Genomic DNA, 20,932 nt, shown 5'->3' with positions numbered 1-20,932 from the left:
TTACCGTCCTGCGAGGTCGTGGGCCAGGGCGACCATCCACGCCACCCCCGTGCCGAGTTGGCCGTTGGTGGCGTAGCCGTTGTGGGCGGCGATGGTGTCGACGTAGCGCAACAGCACCGCCGGATTCACCAGATCCGAGTTGTCGGCGACCAGCTGCCCCCACGCCCCCGACAACTGCGCGGCCAGCTTCGGCAGCAGCACAACAGGATTCGCGATGACGGTAGCGGTGATCGCATCCCAGCGCGCCGTCGCGGCGCGCCCGTCCGGCACCGGGGTGCGCGGGTCGGCGGCCTCGACGAGCCGATCGGCCAGGCCCTGCTGGGGCCGGTAGTCCACATCCGCGCCGTCGACGTAGAAGTCATCGAGCAACACCGTGTTCCACGCGTCACCGAGCGCGGCCTGCAACAGACCGCTCAGAGTGCCCAGCGCGGCGATCGGGTTGCGCAGGTCGGCTTGCGCGGCGATCTCGGCGCCGACTCGTAGGAACGCGGCGCGGTCCGGCGCCGAGCAGGCCAGGTCACCGTCGGTGCAGATGTCGGCGACACGGCCGGTCAGCTCGCCGTAGGAGACCGCGCCCGCGATCCCGCCGCCACCGGCAACCGGGTTGGTGAGCGCGACCTGCGACACCGCCGCACCGCTGGTGCCCGGCGCGGGATCGGGCACGACCTGTCCGGGCCGTCCCGGCAGAACCGGGGCACCGACCGGGCGATCCGGGTTGGCGTAGAGCGCGACACCGGCGATCCGGTCCGCCCCGACCGGCCCGACACCGGCTCCGATGTCGGCGGCGAAATCGGAAACCGCTTGCGCACCTTGGGAATACCCGATCCCGGCGATGAGGGTGTTCGGGCAGGTGTCGGCGATCTGGGTCGCGGCGGCGTCGAGCTGGTTGCGGGCGTCGGTCACCGACACCGCGTACGGGTCGGGTCCTCCCCCGGGCACGATCCCGCCGAAACCGGCGCCGTAGGGGATGTAGGAACGCTGGACCAGGCCCGGCGCGGCCGAGAGCACCGGGGCGATGAGCGCGCCGACGACCCCAGTGTCGGCGAGCGGGTCCGCGCTAGGGGAGGACTGGCCCGTGCCCTGCACACCCAGCACATACAGTGCCGGGCAGCCAGGACCGATCGGCACCGCCGAAGCGGGAACCGAGGCCAGCGTCACCCCGGCCGCCACGGCCGTGGCGGCGACCGCGACGGCGGCGAGTCGGCGGGTGGTCGAGGTCGTCGCGTTCACTGGCCGACCCCCACTCCGGCGCCGAATCCCGCCCCGACGGTTCCGGCGGCGACCGCGCCCAGGGCCGCGGCGGGGACACCGGCCACCACCGCACCGGCGAGGGCACCGGCCGCCGCACCGAGGGCGGTACCGGCGACCCCGGAGGTCACCTCACCGACTACCGGGACCGGCACGATGGTGCCCAGCGCGGCACCGGCGATCCCGCCGACCGTGCCCCCGATCAGTCCCCCGGCGACCGCACCGGCCGCCGCGGCGGGCGCTCCGAGGGCGATGGCACCGGCCGCGCCACCGATCCCGGCGCCGGCCAGGGTCGACCCCGACACCCGGTCCGAGCGCCCGGCCGGGATGCCGACCGAGTCCAGCGCGGTCGCCAGCTGCGCCTCCACCCCTGCGGAGAAGTCGTTGATCGCCTCCGCGCACGGTTCGTCCAGCCAGCCGGGCCGCGCGGTCTCCCACTGCCCGATCCGGATGACATCGGCGGGGACCTCGACCGGTGCGACCGGCTCGACGGGTTCGGGTAGGTGCAGGTCCTCGATCCGGATCGGTTCCACCGGCTCGTCCACCGCCGGCGCCGGACGCGTCGGCGCGTTGCGCACCTGCGGTGGCTGGGCGTAATACACCGGTGGCGCCGGGGCGGGGGCGGGTTCCGGCGGTGCCGCTTCGGGCGCGGGGTCCGGCGCGGGCGGCGGGGGCGGGGCGGTGGTCCCGGGCTGTGCGGGGCCGGTGACGCCCGGTTGATCGGCGATCGCGGTCAGCGGCTCGGCGGCCTGCACGATGCCCGCGGTCGCGATCAGCATCGCGACCGGGACCACCGCACTGAGGGTGACGCGGGCGGTGCGTGAGGTTCGCGGGGCGTGCCGCGCTCGGCGGGCGGCACGGTTGCCCGGAATCGGCATGGGGTGGTAGTCGATCGGATGGCGTTGCAGCGGTGGGTTCCCGGATGAGGGCATGACGAAATAAGCCTTCCCAGTGAGGGTGAGCGATGCGGGAGTTTGCAGGTGGCGCGCGAGGCGACCTAGGAATTCCGGCGGCCTGCTCCCACAGCGGAGGAGATCCGCTGTGGGAGACCGCTTCTCAGGTCATCTCGGTCAGATGATTCAGATGAAGGGCAAGATCAGGCTCAGGGCCTGCGCTGCGACGTTCAGGCCGTTCGACAGCAGCGCCAGTCCGGCGTTGATGTAGCCCAGAATTGCGAAGGGATCCACGTGGCGTTCCTCTCAGCGACTTTCGGATTCTCTGCGGGGCCGCTGTCGACCTCGCACATTCAACGAAACGCCCGGAAACGCTGGAAAACCAGGGTTTTCAGGTATGCAGTTTGCGGTACCGAAAACTGCATACCTTTGCTATTCGCTATCTGAACTGCTGGTTTGCTGGCGAAGGTATGCAAATTTGCACCACCAAAATTTTCTCCGGAATCCGGTCCGCCACAGCGCCGCTCAGATCGAAATCCGCCCTCGCGCTCGCATCCGCAGGGCAACCGGTTCGGATGATGTGATCATCCATGCCCTTGCCGGGCGGTACCCCATCTGGTAGGAACGAAACATCAACCTGGGGGCCAACAGATCACCATAACCTCTGCCCATCCTGCCGTGGAAGACTTTCGAGGAGGGGGATTCCACTCCCATGACCCGTGATCCCGAACAACGCAGATCACCCGGATCCCGACACGCACTACCACCGCGTGTCCCCACTCTCGGCAACACCTGCCGCCGAATCCGTGAAGAACGCGGCTACACCCGCGACCAAGCCGCAGTCATGCTGCTCAAGATCAGCCGAAGCTACCTCCGAGACATCGAACGCGACCGCCGAACTCCCGGCGTGGAGCTGCTGGAGTTGATCATCCTCGGCTACCGACTCGACTCCACTCTCGCCCGCCACCTGCGCGAATTACGCGTCGCGGCAGTCGATCTCGAACCCACCGCGGTACTCGCCAGAACCGTCACCGGCAACCCTGCGCTCATGGCCCATCTCGACGACCTGAACCGACGAGGCGAGCTCGCCGCCTACATCGACCCCGTCTGGAACGTGTTGGCCTGCAACGAGAAGTTCCGGGAAGCGACACCCGGACTCGAGCGCAGCGGGTCCATCCCCATCTGGATGTTCAGCGCCCACACCAAACCGATCCTGACCGATCGAGCCTACGAACTCGCCCACGCAACGGCCTCGATCCGAGCCATAACCGGGATCTTCCGCAACGCCGAACAGACCCGGGCGGTCTACCGCCACCTGGGACCCAACACCGAATTCCGGGCCACCTGGATCCAGAACGTAAGCGCCGCTTACGGGCGCGACCCCAGCGCCCTGATGCACGCCATCCACCCCGTCACCAGCCAGCCCGTCGCCTACAGCCTGACCATCTCCAACCAGTCGCAGTCCGTCCTACTGCTCATCCTGTCGCCCAGACCCTCCCCCGAGGAAGCCACGCACCGAGAAACCGACGGATAGAAAACTTTCGACACGCACAACGACACGCCGGTGACCTCACTTCGAGTTCAGCCGACCGCCGGGTCTTATTGATCAAGCTCAGCGCTACCCCACACCGGCATATAACCCGCCCCGAGGTTGCCGATACCCCCGTCAGCAACCTCGGGACGCTGTGACATCGCCGTGACTCATCTCCAGAAGATTGAGAAGGCAACGGAATCCGCTGCCGCAGCCATCGAGAAATTGCCGGATACAGGATCTATCCATGACCGTAAACTCTCCCACCCCCGCACCCGATCCCCACCGCCCCCCGTCCGAGGAAACTCATGAGCAGACCTATCCGGTATCCGCCGGAGCCCGCGCACTGAGGAAATCCGAACGCTGGTACATCCAACAACTCAAAAGCGGACGCTTTCCGGGCCACAAAGCTGGCCGGACCTGGTTCCTCACAGCCAGCGACATTGACGCCGCGATCGAAGCCTCCCGCCCCCCATCATCACGCCCAGCCAAACGCCAACCTCCGCCACAGCCGACGAACCGTGCTCGGCCGAAAACTCCACGCACGCCCAAGCGAACCCGCCACCGCCGATACATTCCACCCCAGGATCGATGACGGAATCGTCGACCGGTTGTCCGCGAGTCCCGGCCATCTGCGAGGTTGAGCGCGTCGTGCCGGGAAACGATTTCAGGTTCGTGACGACTGCCTTGTGCGGATCGAAGCCTCGCGATGCGGCACGTGACGGTGCGCTGCCGGAGCTATCAGGGCGCGCTGAATCGGTGGCGGCCTGCGCCGAGGGTGGTGCTGTAGGCCCATTCGAGGGTGTGATCGGTGCAGGTCACGGTCTTGGCGGCCCAGTGGGTGGAGTAGGCGCGACGAGGGTGTGGGGATCGGTTCGGGCGGGAGCTGTGCAGCGTGAGGGGATGGTGCAGCACGACGCTACCCGCTGCGGCCGGGGCGGGGACGCGACGGTTCCAGTCGACGTGGGCGCGTGCCTGTTCGGGGGCGAGGATGGCGTTGTGTGCGGCGCCGGGCATCGGGTGGTGGTCGAGCAGCGGTCCGTGGTGGGAGGCGTCGATGTAGCGCAGGCAGCCGTTGTCGAGGGTGGCGTCATCGAGGGCGATCCAGGCGGCGATTACCTGGTCGGCAGGGTCGCAGTGGAGGTGGGGCTGGTCCTGATGCCACGGTTTGACCGAGCCGACGCGCGCGGGTTTGAGGAAGACCTGATCGCGCAGCAGGTATCCGGGTTGGCCGAGGAGGGCCGCGACGAGTCCGGTGAGCCGGTGGTCGAGCACGAAGGTGCGGAAGGCTGGGTGTTTGGGGAAGGCCCAGTCCAGTTTTCTGGGTTCGGTGATGCCGTCGGCGGTGTCGACCACGAGCGGCGTGTGCTGGTCGCTGGTCTGGTATTCGCGCCAGGCGAGTTCTTCGGCCAGTTCGGCGATGGCGGTGGTCTCGGCGCGGGTGTAGACGTCGGGGATGACGACCCAGCCGTGTTCCCAGTAGTGCTCGATAGCGATGGCCAGAGCAGCGGACGTGGTTGTCATGGACGCTCTTTCGGGCTGAGTGATCAGGGGGCGCGGTGGATGAGCTGGTTGTCGCCTCCGGTGGTGTGGCTGTAGCCGTAGCGCGCGGCGGCGGTGGTGCAGGTGGCGGCGGCGGTGACCCAGTGGGCGGTATAGGCGCGGCGCCAGTGCGGGCTGGGGTTGGGAGCGGAGTAGTGCAGGACCTGGGAGTGCAGGACCACGACCGCACCGGCGGGGACCGGGAGCAGGACTTCGCGATCGAGGTCGATCGCCTCGGCCGGGGGCAGGTGATTGTAGATGGCGCCGGGCTGGGCCTGGTGGGGCCACAGGGTGTGGTGGGAGCCGTCGATCACCCGCAGGCAGCCGTTGTCGGCGGTGGCGTCGTCGAGGGCGATCCAGGTGACGATCATCGCCTCGGGCGGCTCGTAGCCGAGTGAGGCGTTTTCCTGGTGGTAGGGCTTGGCGGAGCCGAAACCCGGTGGTTTGCAGAACAGTTGGTCGCGCATCAGGTGCGCGGGGCCACCGAGGACCGCCGCCGCCAGCTCGGTCAGGCGGGGGTCGAGGACGAATGCGCGGAACTCGGCGTGTTTCTGGAACGGGTAGTCGATCTTGCGGGGCGCTTCGGCCGTGCCGTCGGCGCTGCGGTCGACGGTGAACCCGTCCCGGCTGTGCCGCATTTCATGGGTGCTCACGGTCATGGCGATCTCGGCGATCCGCGCGGCTTCGGCGGGGGTGAACACCGCGGGGACGATCGCGTAGCCGTGGTCGCCGACGTGCGCGCTGGTCTCGGCGATGGCCTGGGAGGTGGCCGTCACGATGGGTCTCCTATTGGGTGGTGGGCAGGTCGATGGCGGGTTTAATGTCGATCAGCGGGGTGTCGGTGACGCAGTCCATCCCGCGCACTGTGATGCGTGGGCCGTCGACGTCGACGATGTCGATGAGGGTGAGCCCGATCGGGTTGGGTCGGTCTACACCGCGGGCGGCGAACACCCCCAGCGGCGGCCCGTCGGCGGCCTGGCGCCGCCGGGTCACGGTTCGGTCAGCGGCGTGCGCCCACCACAGCACGTGGGCGCGGACTCCGGCGCTCAAGCCCTCGACGGTGTCGGCGAAGTCGGGGTCCAGCTCGATCGTGGAGAGCGCAGGCCGGGTCCAGGGCTGTCGCGGGCAGTCGCCGACCTGCTGGTAGGGGGTGTGGATGACGCCCATGAACACCACGACCTCGGCGCTCACCGCGGCCTCACCGGTCCCATCCGGCGGCGTGCCGGTCGAACAGCGCGGCGATGTCGGCGTCGCCGACCAGCTCCCGCATCCTGGCGTGGTAGGCGGGCCAGTGGGTGCGCAGCAGTTCGGTGGGGTCGGCCAGGATCCAGGACAGCAGGGCGCGGGCGGGTTCGTCGCAGCCGAGCAGCCCGGTGTCGTAGGCCATCGGATACAACCGGCAGCCGCCCCCGCACACCGCCAGCAGCGGGCATCGCGCGCATTCCATGTCGTCGGTGTGCAGCCCGGCCAGCGGCAGCCGATCGGTGAATCCGATACCGGTGTCGTCCAGGATCGAACCGGCGGTGAGCTCGGGGGCGAGTTCGGTCAGGATCGGGCATTGAGTGATCTGGCCGGTCGCTTTCACCGTGGCCAGGTGCTCGTCCTCGCGACAGGGATGCCCGGCGGTCATCGCGGTCAGGGCGTGCGGGTGGGCGAGCAGGCTCGTGGCCAGGTAATTGCCCATCCGCACGGGAAACGGGAACGGGGTTTCGGCGTGGCGGGCCAGGATCGCGGCGTAGTGACGCAGCGGCAACCGCACATCCGGGCGGACCCCGAACAGCTGGCGTTTGCGGGCGGCGGTGCGGGTGCGGTCCCCGTCGCCGTGGTGCACCGGGACGGCCAAGCGCACGTTCCACGCCTGCACCCGCGCGTAGCGGCGCAGGTGCTCGGCGATCTCGATGATCTCGCCGACCGGCTGTGACCACAGGTTAGTGGTGAACACCAGGCCGTATCCGGCGGCGGCCAGGTCGCCGATGGGGGCGTAGGGGTCGGCCAGGTTGCGGTAGCCGGGGCGGATCCGGTCGAGCAGGTCCGAGCGCAGCGCATCCAGCGAGATCCGGAACACCGTGGCCGGGTCGACCTCGGCGATGATCCGGTCGCGGATCTCCTCGGTGAGGAAGGTGGCATTGGTCGAGACCGAGGCCAGGGTGATGCCCTCGGCGCGCAGGGTCGCGGCGAGTTCGAAGAAACGGTCGATGTAGTGGGCGGAGAACACCTCCCCGCCCGTGACCGACACCGAGGCCACACCTTCGGCGCGCACGGCGGCGAGGATGTCGCCGATGCGCTCGGGCGGCCAGTGCTCGTTGCGGGTGCCGTGGTAGCAGTGCGGGCACTGGCCGTTGCAGGCCGCGGTCGGCTCCAGCACCGCGTGGTCGCGCCCCGGCAGGATGCTGCCCACACACCGCTGCCCCTGATCGATCTCCTCGAGGAACGCCGCGAAATCGGCCGCCGCGCGCTCACGCGGAATCGCGAACCGCTCGGCGATCACCCCCACCGCGTCCGGACCGGTCCCCCACCGGCCCACGGTCTCCCAGAACACACGAGATGTGCTGTTGAGCACCATCTTCCGCCCCGACACCCGATCGGCCAGGACATCGTCACCGACCAGGTGCAGCCGGTCGAGCAGTCGTCGGGCGCGTTCGTCGACGTGTTCGGTGGTCGTCATCGCCCGCACCCCTGACCGGTCGCCGTGCCCGCCGGGCTCAACGGCAGCAGCGTTCGACCCTCGTTCCCCGTGCCGGTGCCGTAGCTGGTGATCTTGCCCAGGTGGCAGCCGCCGCCGCACGCCGAGAGCTGCCCGCATCCACCGCAGGCTCCGGTCGGGGCCAGCGCCGCGCGGACCGTGGGCACCATCCGGGTGCGCCACAACCCCGCGATCCCTTCCTGGATCGGTCCGGCGTAGACCGCCGAGTGCGGGCAGTGCCGCAGCCGGCCGTCGACGCTGACCGAGGCCCACAACAGCCCCGCCGCGCAATGGCGGTCGAACTCCGGCCGCACCGGGGCCGTGATCGGCGTCGGATCGGATTCGAGGCAGTGCTTCGGCGCGCACGGCACCGTGACCCGCAACGCCTCCAGGTCGGCGCGGCATTCGTCGATCACCTGCGCCAGCCGCCGCAACGCCACCGGCCGCCGCGGATCCAGTTTCCCGAAGGGCACATACGGCATGAACGACACATCGTGCACGCCGATCTCGATCAACCGTCGCGTCAGCTCCGGCATCTGATCCAGGTTGTCCTCGCAGACAAGGGTTTCCGCAACCGTGCGCAGCCCGGCTCCGACCGCCGCCGCCATCCCGCGCCATGCCTGCGACGCGGCGGCGGGGTTGCGGGCCATCGCGGTGTGGGTGGCATCGAGGCCGTGCACGCTCAGCAACGCGACCCGCAGCCCGAGACCGGCCAGCCGCGCGGCTTCGGAATCGGTCAGGCGCACGCCGTTGGTGAACAGCTCCACGTCCATGCCCGCCTCGGCGGCGGTGGCGATGATGTCGCGGCAGTCCGGGTGCAGGGTCGGTTCCCCGCCGGAGAACCGCATCCGCAGACATCCCCCGGCCGCGGCCTGCTCGATCACCGACCGCGCGACCTCGATGCTCATGTGCGCGCCCGGCGCCGACGCGCTGACCGAGGTGCCGCGCTGGCCGTAGTCGTCGGGTACTTTCCACACGTTGTAGCAGAAGTCGCAGTGCCAGTTGCAGACCCGGGTGATCTCCACCTCCAACGCCAGCGGGAAATCCAGATCCTTGGCGGCCCACTCCGGCGGCGCGCCGCTGCGTCGACGCGAATGCGGCCGGTCCCCGGCCTCGAGCAGACCCGACCAGAACCCGGCCAGATCGGTCGCCAATACCGAGGAGTCCGCAGAGAACCGTGCCGCCAGCACGCTGACCGGGTCGTCGGTGGAGGTGTCGAAGGTGGCTTCGACGAACGCGGCGGCCGTGTGGTCGAGACGGTGTTCGAGACCGTGGCGGGCGTCGTAGAGCAGCCCGATATCGGGCCGGTAGGTGAATCGGCGGCGCAGATCCGTGGCTGCGGCCGGTAACACGGAAACCATGATGGATCCCCCTTGCGGCCAGACCCGCACGCGGCGTCGGCCGCGCTGACCGGGAGTGCCGGAGATGATGGTGATGTCGGCGAATAGCGTTGTCGCCGTTGAACAGTCCGATCACGGTGGAGACGGCGGGACGAGACATCCGCGCGCCGCGTCTCCACCGTGCGAACCACGATCCCGATCAGAACGAGCACTGCGGCGGCAGGTTCTCGGTCGTCTCGACCGACGGAGGCGTGTATTCCTCCTGCCCGCTCGTGTCGGCGTCCTGCGCCTCGATGGTCACAGTCGTGTCTTCCATGGGGTATCCCTCCTTCCCGTTCTCGTCGAAAGGGGTGAAAACCCAACGCTAGGACCACTTCTCGGCCGCTGTAACCGAAAAAGGGCCCCGCCGACCCGAAGACAGGAATTATTCCTGTCTTCGGGCCTTGCGGGACCCTGCGGGGTTGACGAAGCGCTACACGCCGATCAGCTGGGCGTGCAGGTAGGTCTCCACCTGTCCCAACGCCACCCGTTCCTGGCTCATGGTGTCGCGTTCACGCACCGTGACGGCCTGGTCGTCGAGGCTATCGAAGTCGATGGTCACGCAGAACGGTGTGCCGATCTCGTCCTGGCGGCGGTACCGTTTGCCGATCTGACCGGCGTCGTCGTAGTCGATGTTCCATCCGGTCGTGCGCCGCAGTTGCGCGGCGAGGTCTTTGGCCTTCGGCGACAGATCCCCATGGCGCGAGAGCGGGAACACCGCCACCTTCACCGGCGCCAGCCGCCGATCCAGGCGCAGCACCGTGCGGGTATCGACACCGCCCTTGGCGTTGGGCGCCTGGTCCTCGGCGTAGGCGTCGACCAGGAACGCCATCAGCGAGCGGGTCAGGCCCGCGGCCGGCTCGATCACATACGGGATGTAGTGGGAGTTTGTGCTCTGGTCGTAATAGGCCAGCTCGGTGCCCGACGCCTGCGAATGCGCGGTCAGGTCGAAGTTCGTGCGGCTGGCGATGCCTTCCAGCTCACCCCACTCGCTTCCGGCGAACCCGAACCGGTACTCGATGTCGGTGGTCCCGGCCGAGTAGTGCGACAACTTCTCCTTCGGATGCTCGAACAGCCGCAGGTTGTCCGGGTCGATTCCCAGATCGGTGTACCAGGCCAGCCGGGTATCGATCCAGTACTTGTGCCACTGGGCTTCCTCACCGGGCTTGACGAAGTACTCCATCTCCATCTGCTCGAACTCGCGAGTGCGGAAGATGAAATTGCCCGGGGTGATCTCGTTGCGGAAGCTCTTGCCGATCTGCCCGATTCCGAAGGGCAGCTTCATCCGCGAGGTCGTCACCACGTTGGCGAAGTTGATGAAGATCCCCTGCGCGGTCTCCGGGCGCAGGTAGTGCATCCCCTCCTCGGTCTCCACCGGCCCCAGATGGGTCTTGAGCAGGCCCGAGAAGTTACGCGGCTCGGTCCAGCGCCCGACCGTGCCGCAGTCCGGGCACGCCACCACCTCCATCGACACCGAATCAGGGTCATCGACCTTGTGCTTGGCGGCGTACGCCTCCTGCAAGTGGTCCTGGCGGTGGCGGTGGTGACATTGCAGGCACTCCACCAGCGGATCGGTGAAGGTCTGCACATGCCCGGCCGCTTCCCACACCTGCGGCGGCAGGATCACCGAGGAATCCAGGCCGACCACATCCTCACGGCCGGTGACCATCGACCGCCACCACTGCCGCTTGATGTTCTCCTTCAACTCCACCCCGAGCGGACCGTAGTCCCACGCCGACTTGGTACCGCCGTAGATCTCACCACACGGGTACACCAGACCCCGACGCTTGGCGAGGTTGGCGACGGTGTCCACCTTCGACTTGGGTGCCACTACAGGTTCTCCATCCGAATGAAATGCGACGTGAAACAGGAATTCCGCACAGCCTATCGGCCGTCTACGGTTCATCGACAATGCCATCCCGCGCTGATCCGTACGACCGACAGGCGCTCCGCGGGGGCGCCGCCGCCCCGTCTATGGTTCAGCGTGCGGCCGATGGGCGGCCTCGTCGGCCGATCCGCAGGCGCGCGACCCGGTAGAACCGATACAGCGGTCGATGAAGGCGCGGCGGCCGGTATCGCTGGCCATTGGCGCGGCGCTGGAGCGGTGCCACCGGTATGCGCGCATCCCAGATCTCGACCACGGCTATCCCCGGCGAGGTGCCCCGCACTCGCAGAGTGGCGATGGGGCTCGCTTCGCCGCCGTACCCGCGATGGCTGGCGCTGTAGGCAAGCAGACACCGCACCAGGTCGAGGCCGGTCTCCGCCATTTCCTCACAGACGGCACCGGCCACGCCCCACTCCCGTGCCGTCTTACGCAAGAAGTCCTCGGCCTGGCGGGCAGGTTCCTCGACGGTGAGATCGATCAGCACCCATCCCGACTGCGATGATCGGCCGCCGTCCCCGCTGCTCCGACCGCAGCGTCGACCTGGAGAACGGCCCGTGCCACCCGCCCCCGACAGCGGCTGCACCGCGGGATCGGTATTGCCGAGCTTCGGCTGTTTCACCGCAGCCCTCCCAACTCGGTGAGCTGAGTTACCGACACCGACTCCCAGTCCAGCAACCGCGTGCGGAATCGCTGGATCGGGCCGGAGCCATCCCAGCCTTCTTCGTCGGCCATCCCCATACCTATCGGTTTCCCGTACTCGGCTCGTGCCGGATCCCGGTGCCACAGCGCGTAGCGGCCGACTACCGGCGCGGTACCGGCGCGCGGAATCTGCGCACGAGTCCGCGCCATCCACATGGCAGGCCGCAGGTCGGATGCAGCGAGATCTCCTGCACGCCACCGTGTTCGCGGGTCATGCGCGTCGCGGTGGCCGCGTACCCGCACTGCGGACACCGCTCGAAGAAGTCCAGCTCCTCGCGGATCTGTGTCGACGGGCTCGATACCGGCGCGAGGCGTCCCTCCGCTGCCGCCGTGCCCCTGGGCGCCGCAGTGGACGTCTCCGGAAGTTCTCTGCTGTCCGGTGGTGTCGTCGGGGTATCGACGACCAGGCCGGACACGAAGGCGTGTGTGGCGTCGGTGAGGTCGTAGACCGTCTGGCCGCCGTCCGGGTCGGGCGTCGTCCTCGAGCGGACGAGCTTCCTGTTCTGGAGGCTGTCGAGTGTGCGCACGGTCGCGCCCATCGGCCCTCGTGTGTTCAGATCTGCTGTGGTGCAGGGATTCACCGCGTACCACAAGGCCAACAACATGCGCAACTGTGGAAGGCTCAGCCCGCGCACCCGGTGTCGGCTGTGGCGGGCGTGGATGGCCTCCGCGCTCGGCACCGTCGCGCGGTCGAGGGTCGTCGGATCGAGCACAAGGGTTCTCCCTCACCGCGGGATCGGCAGGACGCGGGGGCCGTCGATGGCAAGCCCTCGGGGGTCGGGAGCAAGGCCGATTCGCGCATCGGGCACGGTCCGGCGCAGCGCGGTAGTCGCTGACGATCGCACGATCGAGACGACACGATCGGCGGTATCGGTCGCACTGCACCAGCACTTGCTGCTCGGTATCCACCGGGAAGGCCCTGTTCACGTCCGGTCCTGTTCTACCCAGACACGCGCTGCCGCCGAGATGGTCTGTGCGACCGCACGCGGGTTGAGATCCGAGCTGTCGATGACCAGTTCGGTTTCGGTGGTCAACCAGCCGGATCGGGCGTCGAGGTAGTCGGGCAGGTGCTCAAGGCGCCAGCCGGCCGCGCGATGCAGGGTCGCGTCCTCGGTGATCCGCCGCCGCACCGTGTCGGGCGAAGCCTCGATCAGGACGTGGTGCAACTGGTGACCGAGCGTCCGGATGCCTGCGGCGATCTCGAGCCAGTACCGCTCAGTCAGCACCGTCTGGGGGACCACCAAGTCCTGTCTGGTTTCTCGGGCGATCACGTCGACGGCCAACGGCGTCAGCTTCCGCCACGCCGAGAGGTGCTGGAAGTCGTCGTAGCCAAAGTCCTGCAACTGGGACAGAACCAGGAAACCGACCTTTTCCGGGTCGAACCGGTGCCATGTCGGATCGGCCTCGACCAGCGCATCGGCACTTTCGGTCTTTCCGACCCCGTACGGGCCGTTGAGCCAGATGATCACCGCAGCTCCTATCTCGGGCGGGATTGCACGTCTATGCCTGCGTCGCGCCGTCGCTCGATGCCGATTCCTCCACCGGTATCGGGCGCGCGAATGGTAGGCGGTCCCAGGGCCACGGTTGGCCGCCGCGCAGGACGCGGGCGATGTTCTCGACCAGGACATCGGCGACGCCGTGGTTGGCTTCGCGGGTGCGTCCGGCGATGCCGGGGGTGTGCACGACGTTGTCGCGGCCGAGGATCGGATCATCGAGGGGCACCGGGACGGTCTCGTACACGTCGGTCGCCCAGGCCAATTCGCCGCGCAGCACCCGCTCCCGCAGGGCCGCCAGGTCGATTCCCGCGGCGTCGAGTGTGACCACCAGCGACCCCGCCCGGAGCCGGTCGAGCACCGCCGCGGTCAGCCGCGACCGCGGCGTGCCCTCGGTGACCACGACGATGTCGGCTGCGCTGACGTGCTCGAGGTCGATGCGCTGGGCACCGCTGACCGCGACATCGATCTCATCAGCGTCGGGATCCGCTACCGCCACCGTCGCCCCGAACGCGGCACACAGTTCGGCGACCCGTGCTCCCAGCGGCCCCAGTCCGACCACGGCCACCGTCTTGCCGCGCAGAGTGCCGTTCACGAGGCCGGGATGGTCGCTGTACTGCCAGCTCGGCAGCGGCCACGCACGCGGCCCTTCCACGGCCATCGTCGTGTGCCAGGACGGGAGCGACCGCAGCGCGGCCAGCACCAGGGCGATGGCGTGCTCCGCGCGCGAGTCGGTGTGCCCGCGCGACCCGTCGACATAGGCAATTCCGCGTGCCGCCAGCTCCGCGGCGACGGCCGAGCCGACACCGCCGACACCGGCGACCACAGCCAGTCGCGACAGGGCCGCGAGGTCGGCCGGTTCGGGCTCGACGCCGATCAGCACCAACGCCCGAACATCATCGACGCCGCGGATATCGCGCAGATGCGAGCTTGCGGGCACGGTCTCCCACAGCAAGGTGTGATCGGTCCCCACCAGGCCCTCGCGGAGGCGATCGGCCAGGAACGGCCACGTCGCCTTGAGATAGCCGTCGTTGACGATCAACACGTCCGGGCAGTCCAAGGTCCTGCCCGCGAACCGGCGGCGATGCGCTGCCTCGTCAGACGGTGATGGCACCGAGACCGGCTGATCGCCTTCGGGGTGCGAAGGGGAACGTCCCGTGGTCACCGCAGCCTCCCCACCGCCGCCAGGCAGAATTCGCCGTTCGGGCTGCCCCACCCGAACTCCGCCTCGTCCAACCCGGCCCGATCCGCGTCCGGACGCCAGCGGTGTACGGGCACCAACCCCGGCTCCCACAGGTCACAGCCGGACAGGATCGTGGCGATGTCCTCGCGCGGGCGGGGCCGGAAGTCGATCCCGTTGGCCTGGTAGATGTCGGTCGCGCGGGTGACCGCGCCGGTGTCGTCGTCGGTGGTGACGTGGCTGAGCACCACCCACGACCCGGGCGCAAGGATCGCGGTGAGCGCGGTGATGACGGTCCGGGGATCGGGAATGAACTCGGCGACGAATCCGAGGCAGATCGCCACCGGCAGGCCAGGATCGATCGTCTCGGTGAGTTCTTTCACGATCGTGTCGGTGTCGGTGATGTCGGCGCCGATGAACAACGTTTGCTCTCCGGCGAGCAATGCGCGCCCGTGGGCGGCCACCACCGGGTCGCTGTCGACATAGATCGTGCGCGCGGACGGACGCACGCGGCGGGCGATCTCGTGCAGATTCGGCGGGCACGGGTACCCCGAGCCGAGCTCGACGAACTGAGCGACGCCCTCGACGGCCAGGTCGTGCACGGCTCTGGCCAAGAACATGCGGGCCGCCTGCGCCGCGGGTGCGAATTCGGGCACGTCGGCGACGAGTTGTTCGCCGACTTGCAGATCCGTCCAGTACGAATCCTTGCCGACGCCGAGCAGCACGTCATGCACCCGCCCGCACTGGGCGCGCGACGGGTCGAGCGGGTCGCTCGCCACCGCAGCCGACCCCACTCCCCTGCTCACCGGATCTCGCCTTCCGCGTCCGGAGCGCTCACCACGACATCACCCACCGGTGCATCCACCGCAGGAAGGCGTCGTAGTCGACTTCGGCCGAGACCCGCATCGGGCGCCCGTCCTGATCGCGATACAGTCGTGTGTCGTCGCCGATGCGGATGCGTTCCTCGGCGAATGTCACGAACGGCAGCCCCAGCGCCGCGCTCAAGGTCAGCGGGTCGTGCATCCACGATCCGTCTTTGATGGCGAACCAGCGGCGCAGGTGCGTGGCCAGCCACCGCGCCCACTCCGGAGCGTCCGGTGCGTCGAGTGCGTCCACGAGCGGCCAGTCCTCGACCACCCGGATCTTGGGGTGGTTGGTGTGCTCGGACATCACCAGGATCGGGTGTGGCAGTATCCGCAGGGCCAGGGCCGCCGAGCCGATGCAGGTGTGGAAATTGTGGGACGCGCGCTGCGGATCCCGGTAGTCGGTGAGCCAGCCTCCCATTTGGGTGACGATCAACTGCTCGGCGTATTCCGGTGCGGCGGTGAGTAGTGCCGCCAGTTCGGCCATCGGCCCGCAGCCAACCCACCGGACCGGGCCCGGCGCGGCCTCGATGATGCCGGTGAGGGATTCGGTGAGCCGGTTGAGGCGGTCTTCGCGTTCCTCGGCCGGCGGGCGGATGTAGTCGGGGATCTCCTGACCCGGATCGACCAGAAGCCGCCGCTTGCCCCCGAGGTCGATGCCCTCGATGACCGGCACCTCGGCGCGGTCGAGCGAATCCAGCACCCGGCGCGCGAACAGCGCGCGCTGTCCGCCGACCTCATCGGCGGTCACCACCACCAGCTGGCCCGCCGGAATCAGGCGCGCCGCGAGGATCACGGTCACGAAATCGTCTGGGTCGTAAGCTATGTCGGTATTCACGACCACCAGGCCATCGAGGGCGGGCGGGTCGGAAATCGCTGTCGCGGCGGCGGAAGGGTCGACGATGGTTGTCAACGGAGTTCTCCTCTATCAGTGCGTACTACGGGTAGGTGGGATCGGAGTCAGCGCGTGCGGCGGGCTCGGGCCTGGCCGTCGACGGTCAGCACGGTGACCGCTGCGGCGTGGGTGGTGGTGGAGCGTGTCGTCGCGGACCGACGATGTCGGTCAACGCGAGTTCGATGTAGCTGCGCACCATCTCGACGGTGATGTCGGCCGGTTCCGGGTGCTGGGTCACCAGTCCCAGCAGCACGCACACCACCAGCGAGACGGTCACCTCGCAGTCGGTGGGCGGCGCGCCGATCCGCTCGGCCGCGTCGGCGAGCCAATCGCCGAGTGCTGTGACCAGTTGTGTGAGCGGGATCGCGCGTGCGGGTGCGGGTATCGGCGGTTTGGGTGAGAATTCGAGCTCGATCCAGCTCGTTCGCGTGGCCGCCAGGAACGCCCACGTCGACACGACCGAGATCAGCTGGTCGGCGGTGTCGACGCGCACCAGGCCCAGGCGCTTGATCACACCTCCGTACACGTGGTCCAGGACCGCCGCGCCCAGCTCGTCCTTGCCCGAGAAGTTCGAGAACACCGCGCCATGCGTGAAGCCGGCGCGCGCTGCGATCGCCTCGACGGTGGTCGCCTCGAACCCCTGCACGAAGAACAGCTCGACCGCCGCGGTCACCAGGCGCTCTCGGGTTTCGCGTTGCTTCTCGGCGCGCGTCGGCACCGGCTTGCCCGGATTCGTCATCAGCACGCCCGGCCCGCCGGAGGTATCTCGACGACAGCGCTCATCCCGTCGAGGACCCGCATCGTTCGCAGCGTCTGCTGTCCCAGCGGTGTCAGCGACCACACCCACGCACCATCAGCCCAGCTCTGATGCTGCCCTCGGACCAGATGCCGCGCCTGCAACGTGGTGAGCGCGCGCGCCACCGGCATCGACCGCCCTCCGGCGGTCGCCGCCGCGACATCGGCGGAACGGCAGCCCGCCTCGGCGCCCTCGAGTTCCCGCAGCACAGCGACCTGCACGCCGCTGAGCACGAACCCCGCGCTCGACCCGCGACGTTCATGATGGTCCTCGGAGACTCCCCCTGCGGGACGAGTGAGCACCGCCGCGGTCATTGCCGCGCTCCGCGCGTGAGGCCGCCACCGGTCCACCGAACATGCTGCGCCGCAGTGCTGTTCGAGTCTGCCGATGTGGTGGTGTGGTTCGGAGTCGCGCTCGCGCCGACTCGTTCCCGGTCGGACTGACCCGGCAGGGTGCCGCCCGCGTCGACATGGTCTTGCAGGTCTTCGCCGATCGCGTTGTACACCGAAGTCGCGTGGCCGAGCGCTATGGCCTGGCTCTGCTTCCGGGTCCAGCCCGCGAGTATCAGAATCTCCACCGCGGCTTCGAGTTCGCTCGAGTAGCGCGCCAAATCCTTCTCGTGGTTGGCAGCCTCGAATGCCCGAGCGAACGTCATGGTGTAGTCGCGGCCGAATTGGGCGGTCATCTCCGCAATGATCGCCTCGACTCGCGGGTAGTCGATGTCGCTGTTTTCGCTCTCCGGCAATGGCTGCGCCTCCGCCGGCGGTGGCGTGCTCATGCCGGTCGCGGGGCGGCGTGCGTGCGGGCGCCCAGGGTGACCGGCAGGCGGAGGTGGCCATTGACCACGAGGCTCGCGATAGGAGCGAGGTCTTGCGGGTCGGCGGCGAGTTCCATGTCCGGGAACGCGGCGAACAGCGCCGGGAGCGCGACCGTCGCTTCCAGGCGCGCCAACGGTGCCCCGACGCAGAAGTGCGGGCCGTGCCCGAAGGCCAGGTGCCCACCTTCGGCACGGGTGGGGTCGAACCGCTCCGGGGTGCGGTGCAGGTTGGGGTCACGGCCTACCGCGGCCAGGTTGACCAGCACGACGTCGCCCGCCTTGATCACGAAGCCGTCACCGAGATCGATGTCGGTGACCGCGAACCGGAACGGCATCAGGGGCAGCGGCGGCTGGAGGCGCAGGACTTCCTCCACCACCGCCCCCCACGTGAACTCTCCGGCCATCGCGTTCGACAGCAGCGTGCGGTCGCGCAGCAGGGCCACGATCGCCTGATCGAGCAGGTGGGTCGTGGTCTCGTATCCGGCCACGATCAGCAGCATGAGCGTGTCGGCGAGTTCCTTGTCCGACAACTCGTCGCGGGCGTACGCCTCCAGCAGGGTGCTGGTGACGTCCTCGCCGCGGTGGTCCGCCTTGAAGGCGATCAGCTCGGCCAGCACCTGATACATCTCGCCCAGGTTGGCTTCGGCCTGCGCCGGGGTCAGGGTGATGTCGAGGATCTTGGTGGTGCACGCGCACAGCGCCGCGGCCGGGCTGGCGGGCACACCCATGAGTTCGCAGATCACCCGGATCGGGACCTCGTTGACGAAAAGCGCACGCAGGTCGACCGTTTCACCGATCGGCATCGCGGACAGGCCCTCGATCAACTCGGCGGTGATCGCCTCGATTCCCGGTCGCATCGCCTCGATCCGGCGCGGGGTGAACGCCGGTGTGACCACCCGGCGCAGTCGTGTGTGGTCCTCGCCGTCCACGGTGAGCATGCTGCGTACCGCGACCCACCCGTACATCGCCCATGCCGGGGTGATCTCGCCGTCGCGCAGCGCGGGCCAGTGCTGGTGCGCGTCCTTGGAGATCCGCGGGTCCTTCATCAATGCCCGCAAGACGGCCGTGTCGGTCACCGACCAGGCCAGCACCCCGCCGGGCAGCTCGACGCGCGCGATCGGACCGCGCTCCCGCGATCGCTCCAGTTCCTCCGGCCAGTCGGCGCCGGTCAGCACGATCGGCGGGAGGTCGGTGTGCAGTGTCATCGGGAGTTCTCCTTCGGGTGCATCGGCGGCATCGCCAGATTCATGGGTGGGCAGGGCTGGAAGGTGACCGGAAGCGCGGCCAGGGCGCGGTGGAAGGGTCCGGGGCGCCACGTCGGTGCCTCGGCGGCGAAGGTGAGATCGGGAATGGCGTCGATCAGCAGCTCGACGGCGCGGGCGACGATGATTCCGGCGATGTCGCGTGCCCGTGTCGGGCATGCGTGTGCCCCGGCGCCCCAGGACAGGTGAGAGTGGTTGCCGTCCCGATCGATCCCCTGCTGGTCGACGGCGGGATCGGTGTTGCAGGCGGCGTAACTGATCAGCACCGGCTGGTGCGCAGGAAGCCACACGTCCTCGATCAACAGCGGTTGCGGTGGATAGGTGGCCCCGAAGTTCGGTAGCGGGGTGTCGGTGAAAAGCACCTCGGCGATCGCGTCCCGGACCGAGAGTGATCCGCCGTGCACATCGCCGCCGAACCGTTCGTCGCGCAGGGTCAGCAGCACCGCGTTGGTGATCAGATTGCACGTCGGCTCCGTGCCCGGACCCAGCAACAGCGCGGTCTGTTCGACGACCTCGACATCATCGAGGCCCGCTGGATGCTCGATCAGCCGCGATATCACGTCATCGCCGGGCGCGGCGCGTTTGGCCTGCACGGCCTTATACAGCGCCTCCCCGAACCGCGGGCCTGCCTCGGCGTCGCCGTCGAGCATGGCCGCCATCTGCGCCCACGCCGAATGCGCGTCCTCCGGTGCCAGGCCCAACAGCCCGCACATCACCCAGAACGTCAGCGGGTAGGCGTATTGACCGCGCAGATCCGCCCGACCCACCTCACAGAAGGTGTTGATCAGCAGCTGGGCATGGTCATCGATGATCCTCTCCACCCTGAACCGGTCGATCCCGGTCAGCGCGTCGTTGATCGCGCCCCGATACCGTTTGTGGTCGGGTCCGGCCGTGCGCAGTCCGTTGCGCCGCCCCCGCAACACCTCGAATACCGAACTGCTCGGGTCGGCGGTTTCCTCCCATCGCGACGGGGCCGCCGGGAAATGCTCCTCGTCGTGCATGACCCGCAGCGCGGTCCGATAACCGACCACCAACGTGGCCGCTACCCCCGGCGCCAACCACACCGGCACCAGCGACCCGTACTGCGCGCGCATCTCCCGGTACGCGGCGAGTGGATCAGCGGCGAATTCCTCCGAATACAGCGACACCCGCTCCTCGCCGTCGACCGCCGCCCCCGGACCGAACGGGCATCGAGCCTGAGTCGGGGCCGTCACCGGCGGCCCTCCTGCTGCCGCACGGCCGCACCGATGTCCACGGTCAGCTTGGCCAACGGGTTGAATTCCGCCAGTCGGCCGGTTGGTCGCCGCAACCAGGCGCGCACAGGGTCGTCCGGGCCGGGCAACGGCAGCTCCGTGCCGCCGACCGTGCGGATCGCCGCCACCTGGAACAGGCCCACGGCGACCTCCAGCGTCGGCGCGGGGACCTCCGGCGTCGATGCTCGCTGCATCAGGTGCACCGGCCGCTGGTCACCCGCCGGTGCCGCACTCGTCAGGAAGGTCAGGAAATCGGTTCTCCAGTTCTCCACGACCGGGGTCGCAACGCCCTGCTTGTCCAGCGCCTCGAGAACCCGGACCCCGAGGGCGCGGGGCATCTGAATGGCCTCCACCACGCCGGTGCGCAGCAGGATGCGTCCCTGCTTGCTGACCGTGGTGTCGAAGTCGTGCTCGTCGCGGTACTGCTCGCTCATCCGCTCGGCCGCGGCGATGTCGGTCTCTTCATCGACGGCCTGTTGCTCTAGGGTGATCATGGTCTGAATTCCTCGTACG

At 68.8% G+C, this 20,932-nt stretch carries 21 protein-coding genes; 1 reads left to right on the top strand and 20 read right to left on the bottom strand.

Going from position 1 to position 20,932, the window contains the following annotated elements; translation table 11 throughout:
- Entirely contained in the window at positions 1–1,230 is a 1,230-nt protein-coding gene (locus ON30_RS01835; RefSeq protein WP_239476960.1) for a cutinase family protein, read from the bottom strand.
- Positions 1,227–2,180 carry a hypothetical protein gene (locus ON30_RS38715; RefSeq protein WP_156371436.1) on the bottom strand — a complete coding sequence of 318 codons (954 nt, stop codon included), beginning with the start codon at positions 2,178–2,180 and terminating at the stop codon, positions 1,227–1,229. The genes ON30_RS01835 and ON30_RS38715 overlap by 4 nt, the downstream gene beginning before the upstream one ends.
- Before the next feature lie 673 nt (positions 2,181–2,853).
- Here ON30_RS38715 and ON30_RS01825 point away from each other — a divergent pair.
- Entirely contained in the window at positions 2,854–3,675 is an 822-nt protein-coding gene (locus ON30_RS01825) for a helix-turn-helix transcriptional regulator (protein WP_054816798.1), read from the top strand.
- 738 nt (positions 3,676–4,413) lie between these two features.
- Here the strand turns inward: ON30_RS01825 and ON30_RS35835 are convergent.
- The 18 genes from ON30_RS35835 to ON30_RS01730 all read right to left on the bottom strand — a co-directional run bounded on the left by ON30_RS35835 (position 4,414) and on the right by ON30_RS01730 (position 20,913).
- Entirely contained in the window at positions 4,414–5,196 is a 783-nt protein-coding gene (locus tag ON30_RS35835) for a phytanoyl-CoA dioxygenase family protein (protein WP_051028832.1), read from the bottom strand.
- 23 nt (positions 5,197–5,219) lie between these two features.
- The gene (locus tag ON30_RS35830; protein WP_051028831.1) at positions 5,220–5,990 is read right to left on the bottom strand and encodes a phytanoyl-CoA dioxygenase family protein; all 771 of its coding nucleotides are present in this window, start codon (positions 5,988–5,990) and stop codon (positions 5,220–5,222) included.
- A gap of 10 nt (positions 5,991–6,000) precedes the next feature.
- A complete protein-coding gene (locus ON30_RS01805) occupies positions 6,001–6,405 on the bottom strand; it encodes an SAM-dependent methyltransferase (protein ID WP_051028830.1) in 405 nt (134 codons plus the stop codon).
- A 7-nt stretch (positions 6,406–6,412) separates the two neighbouring features.
- Positions 6,413–7,879, bottom strand: a complete 1,467-nt coding sequence (locus ON30_RS37055) for a radical SAM protein (RefSeq protein WP_162240403.1) — start codon at positions 7,877–7,879, stop codon at positions 6,413–6,415.
- Positions 7,876–9,258: a radical SAM protein gene (locus tag ON30_RS01795; protein WP_054816799.1), complete on the bottom strand. Its 1,383-nt coding sequence runs from the start codon at positions 9,256–9,258 to the stop codon at positions 7,876–7,878. The genes ON30_RS37055 and ON30_RS01795 overlap by 4 nt, the downstream gene beginning before the upstream one ends.
- Before the next feature lie 451 nt (positions 9,259–9,709).
- Positions 9,710–11,107 carry a glycine--tRNA ligase gene (locus ON30_RS01790; protein ID WP_040703635.1) on the bottom strand — a complete coding sequence of 466 codons (1,398 nt, stop codon included), beginning with the start codon at positions 11,105–11,107 and terminating at the stop codon, positions 9,710–9,712.
- A 148-nt stretch (positions 11,108–11,255) separates the two neighbouring features.
- Positions 11,256–11,645, bottom strand: a complete 390-nt coding sequence (locus ON30_RS01785) for a hypothetical protein (protein ID WP_040703634.1) — start codon at positions 11,643–11,645, stop codon at positions 11,256–11,258.
- 316 nt (positions 11,646–11,961) lie between these two features.
- A complete protein-coding gene (locus tag ON30_RS01780; RefSeq protein WP_040703631.1) occupies positions 11,962–12,573 on the bottom strand; it encodes a hypothetical protein in 612 nt (203 codons plus the stop codon).
- Positions 12,574–12,783: 210 nt separating this feature from the next.
- On the bottom strand, positions 12,784–13,329 hold the full coding sequence (locus ON30_RS01775) for an AAA family ATPase (protein WP_051028829.1): 546 nt from the start codon (positions 13,327–13,329) through the stop codon (positions 12,784–12,786).
- Positions 13,330–13,360: 31 nt separating this feature from the next.
- A complete protein-coding gene (locus ON30_RS01770; protein ID WP_157183576.1) occupies positions 13,361–14,467 on the bottom strand; it encodes an NAD(P)-dependent oxidoreductase in 1,107 nt (368 codons plus the stop codon).
- A gap of 47 nt (positions 14,468–14,514) precedes the next feature.
- Positions 14,515–15,339: an SAM-dependent methyltransferase gene (locus ON30_RS01765; RefSeq protein WP_082393615.1), complete on the bottom strand. Its 825-nt coding sequence runs from the start codon at positions 15,337–15,339 to the stop codon at positions 14,515–14,517.
- Positions 15,340–15,367: 28 nt separating this feature from the next.
- Positions 15,368–16,309: a nucleoside hydrolase gene (locus tag ON30_RS01760; RefSeq protein WP_083911084.1), complete on the bottom strand. Its 942-nt coding sequence runs from the start codon at positions 16,307–16,309 to the stop codon at positions 15,368–15,370.
- 85 nt (positions 16,310–16,394) lie between these two features.
- Complete coding sequence (locus ON30_RS35825) at positions 16,395–17,030, bottom strand: TetR/AcrR family transcriptional regulator (protein WP_156371439.1); 636 nt, start codon at positions 17,028–17,030, stop codon at positions 16,395–16,397.
- On the bottom strand, positions 17,030–17,401 hold the full coding sequence (locus ON30_RS01750; RefSeq protein ID WP_040703629.1) for a hypothetical protein: 372 nt from the start codon (positions 17,399–17,401) through the stop codon (positions 17,030–17,032). The genes ON30_RS35825 and ON30_RS01750 overlap by 1 nt, the downstream gene beginning before the upstream one ends.
- Positions 17,398–17,865 (bottom strand): hypothetical protein, encoded by a 468-nt coding sequence (locus tag ON30_RS01745; protein WP_054816802.1) that lies wholly within the window; start codon positions 17,863–17,865, stop codon positions 17,398–17,400. The genes ON30_RS01750 and ON30_RS01745 overlap by 4 nt, the downstream gene beginning before the upstream one ends.
- The gene (locus ON30_RS01740) at positions 17,862–19,109 is read right to left on the bottom strand and encodes a cytochrome P450 family protein (protein WP_040703626.1); all 1,248 of its coding nucleotides are present in this window, start codon (positions 19,107–19,109) and stop codon (positions 17,862–17,864) included. The genes ON30_RS01745 and ON30_RS01740 overlap by 4 nt, the downstream gene beginning before the upstream one ends.
- Positions 19,106–20,380, bottom strand: coding sequence for a cytochrome P450 family protein (locus ON30_RS01735; RefSeq protein WP_051028824.1), 1,275 nt, complete (start codon positions 20,378–20,380; stop codon positions 19,106–19,108). The genes ON30_RS01740 and ON30_RS01735 overlap by 4 nt, the downstream gene beginning before the upstream one ends.
- Positions 20,377–20,913 (bottom strand): hypothetical protein, encoded by a 537-nt coding sequence (locus ON30_RS01730; protein ID WP_040703624.1) that lies wholly within the window; start codon positions 20,911–20,913, stop codon positions 20,377–20,379. Before ON30_RS01730 ends, ON30_RS01735 begins: the two co-directional genes overlap by 4 nt.
- Positions 20,914–20,932 lie beyond the last annotated feature (19 nt).

The sequence above is a fragment of the Nocardia takedensis NBRC 100417 genome, from assembly GCF_000308695.1.
Taxonomy (GTDB): Bacteria; Actinomycetota; Actinomycetes; order Mycobacteriales; family Mycobacteriaceae; genus Nocardia; species Nocardia takedensis.
Note: the sequence above shows the minus strand (reverse complement) of the source record. Positions and strands in the feature narration are given on the sequence as shown.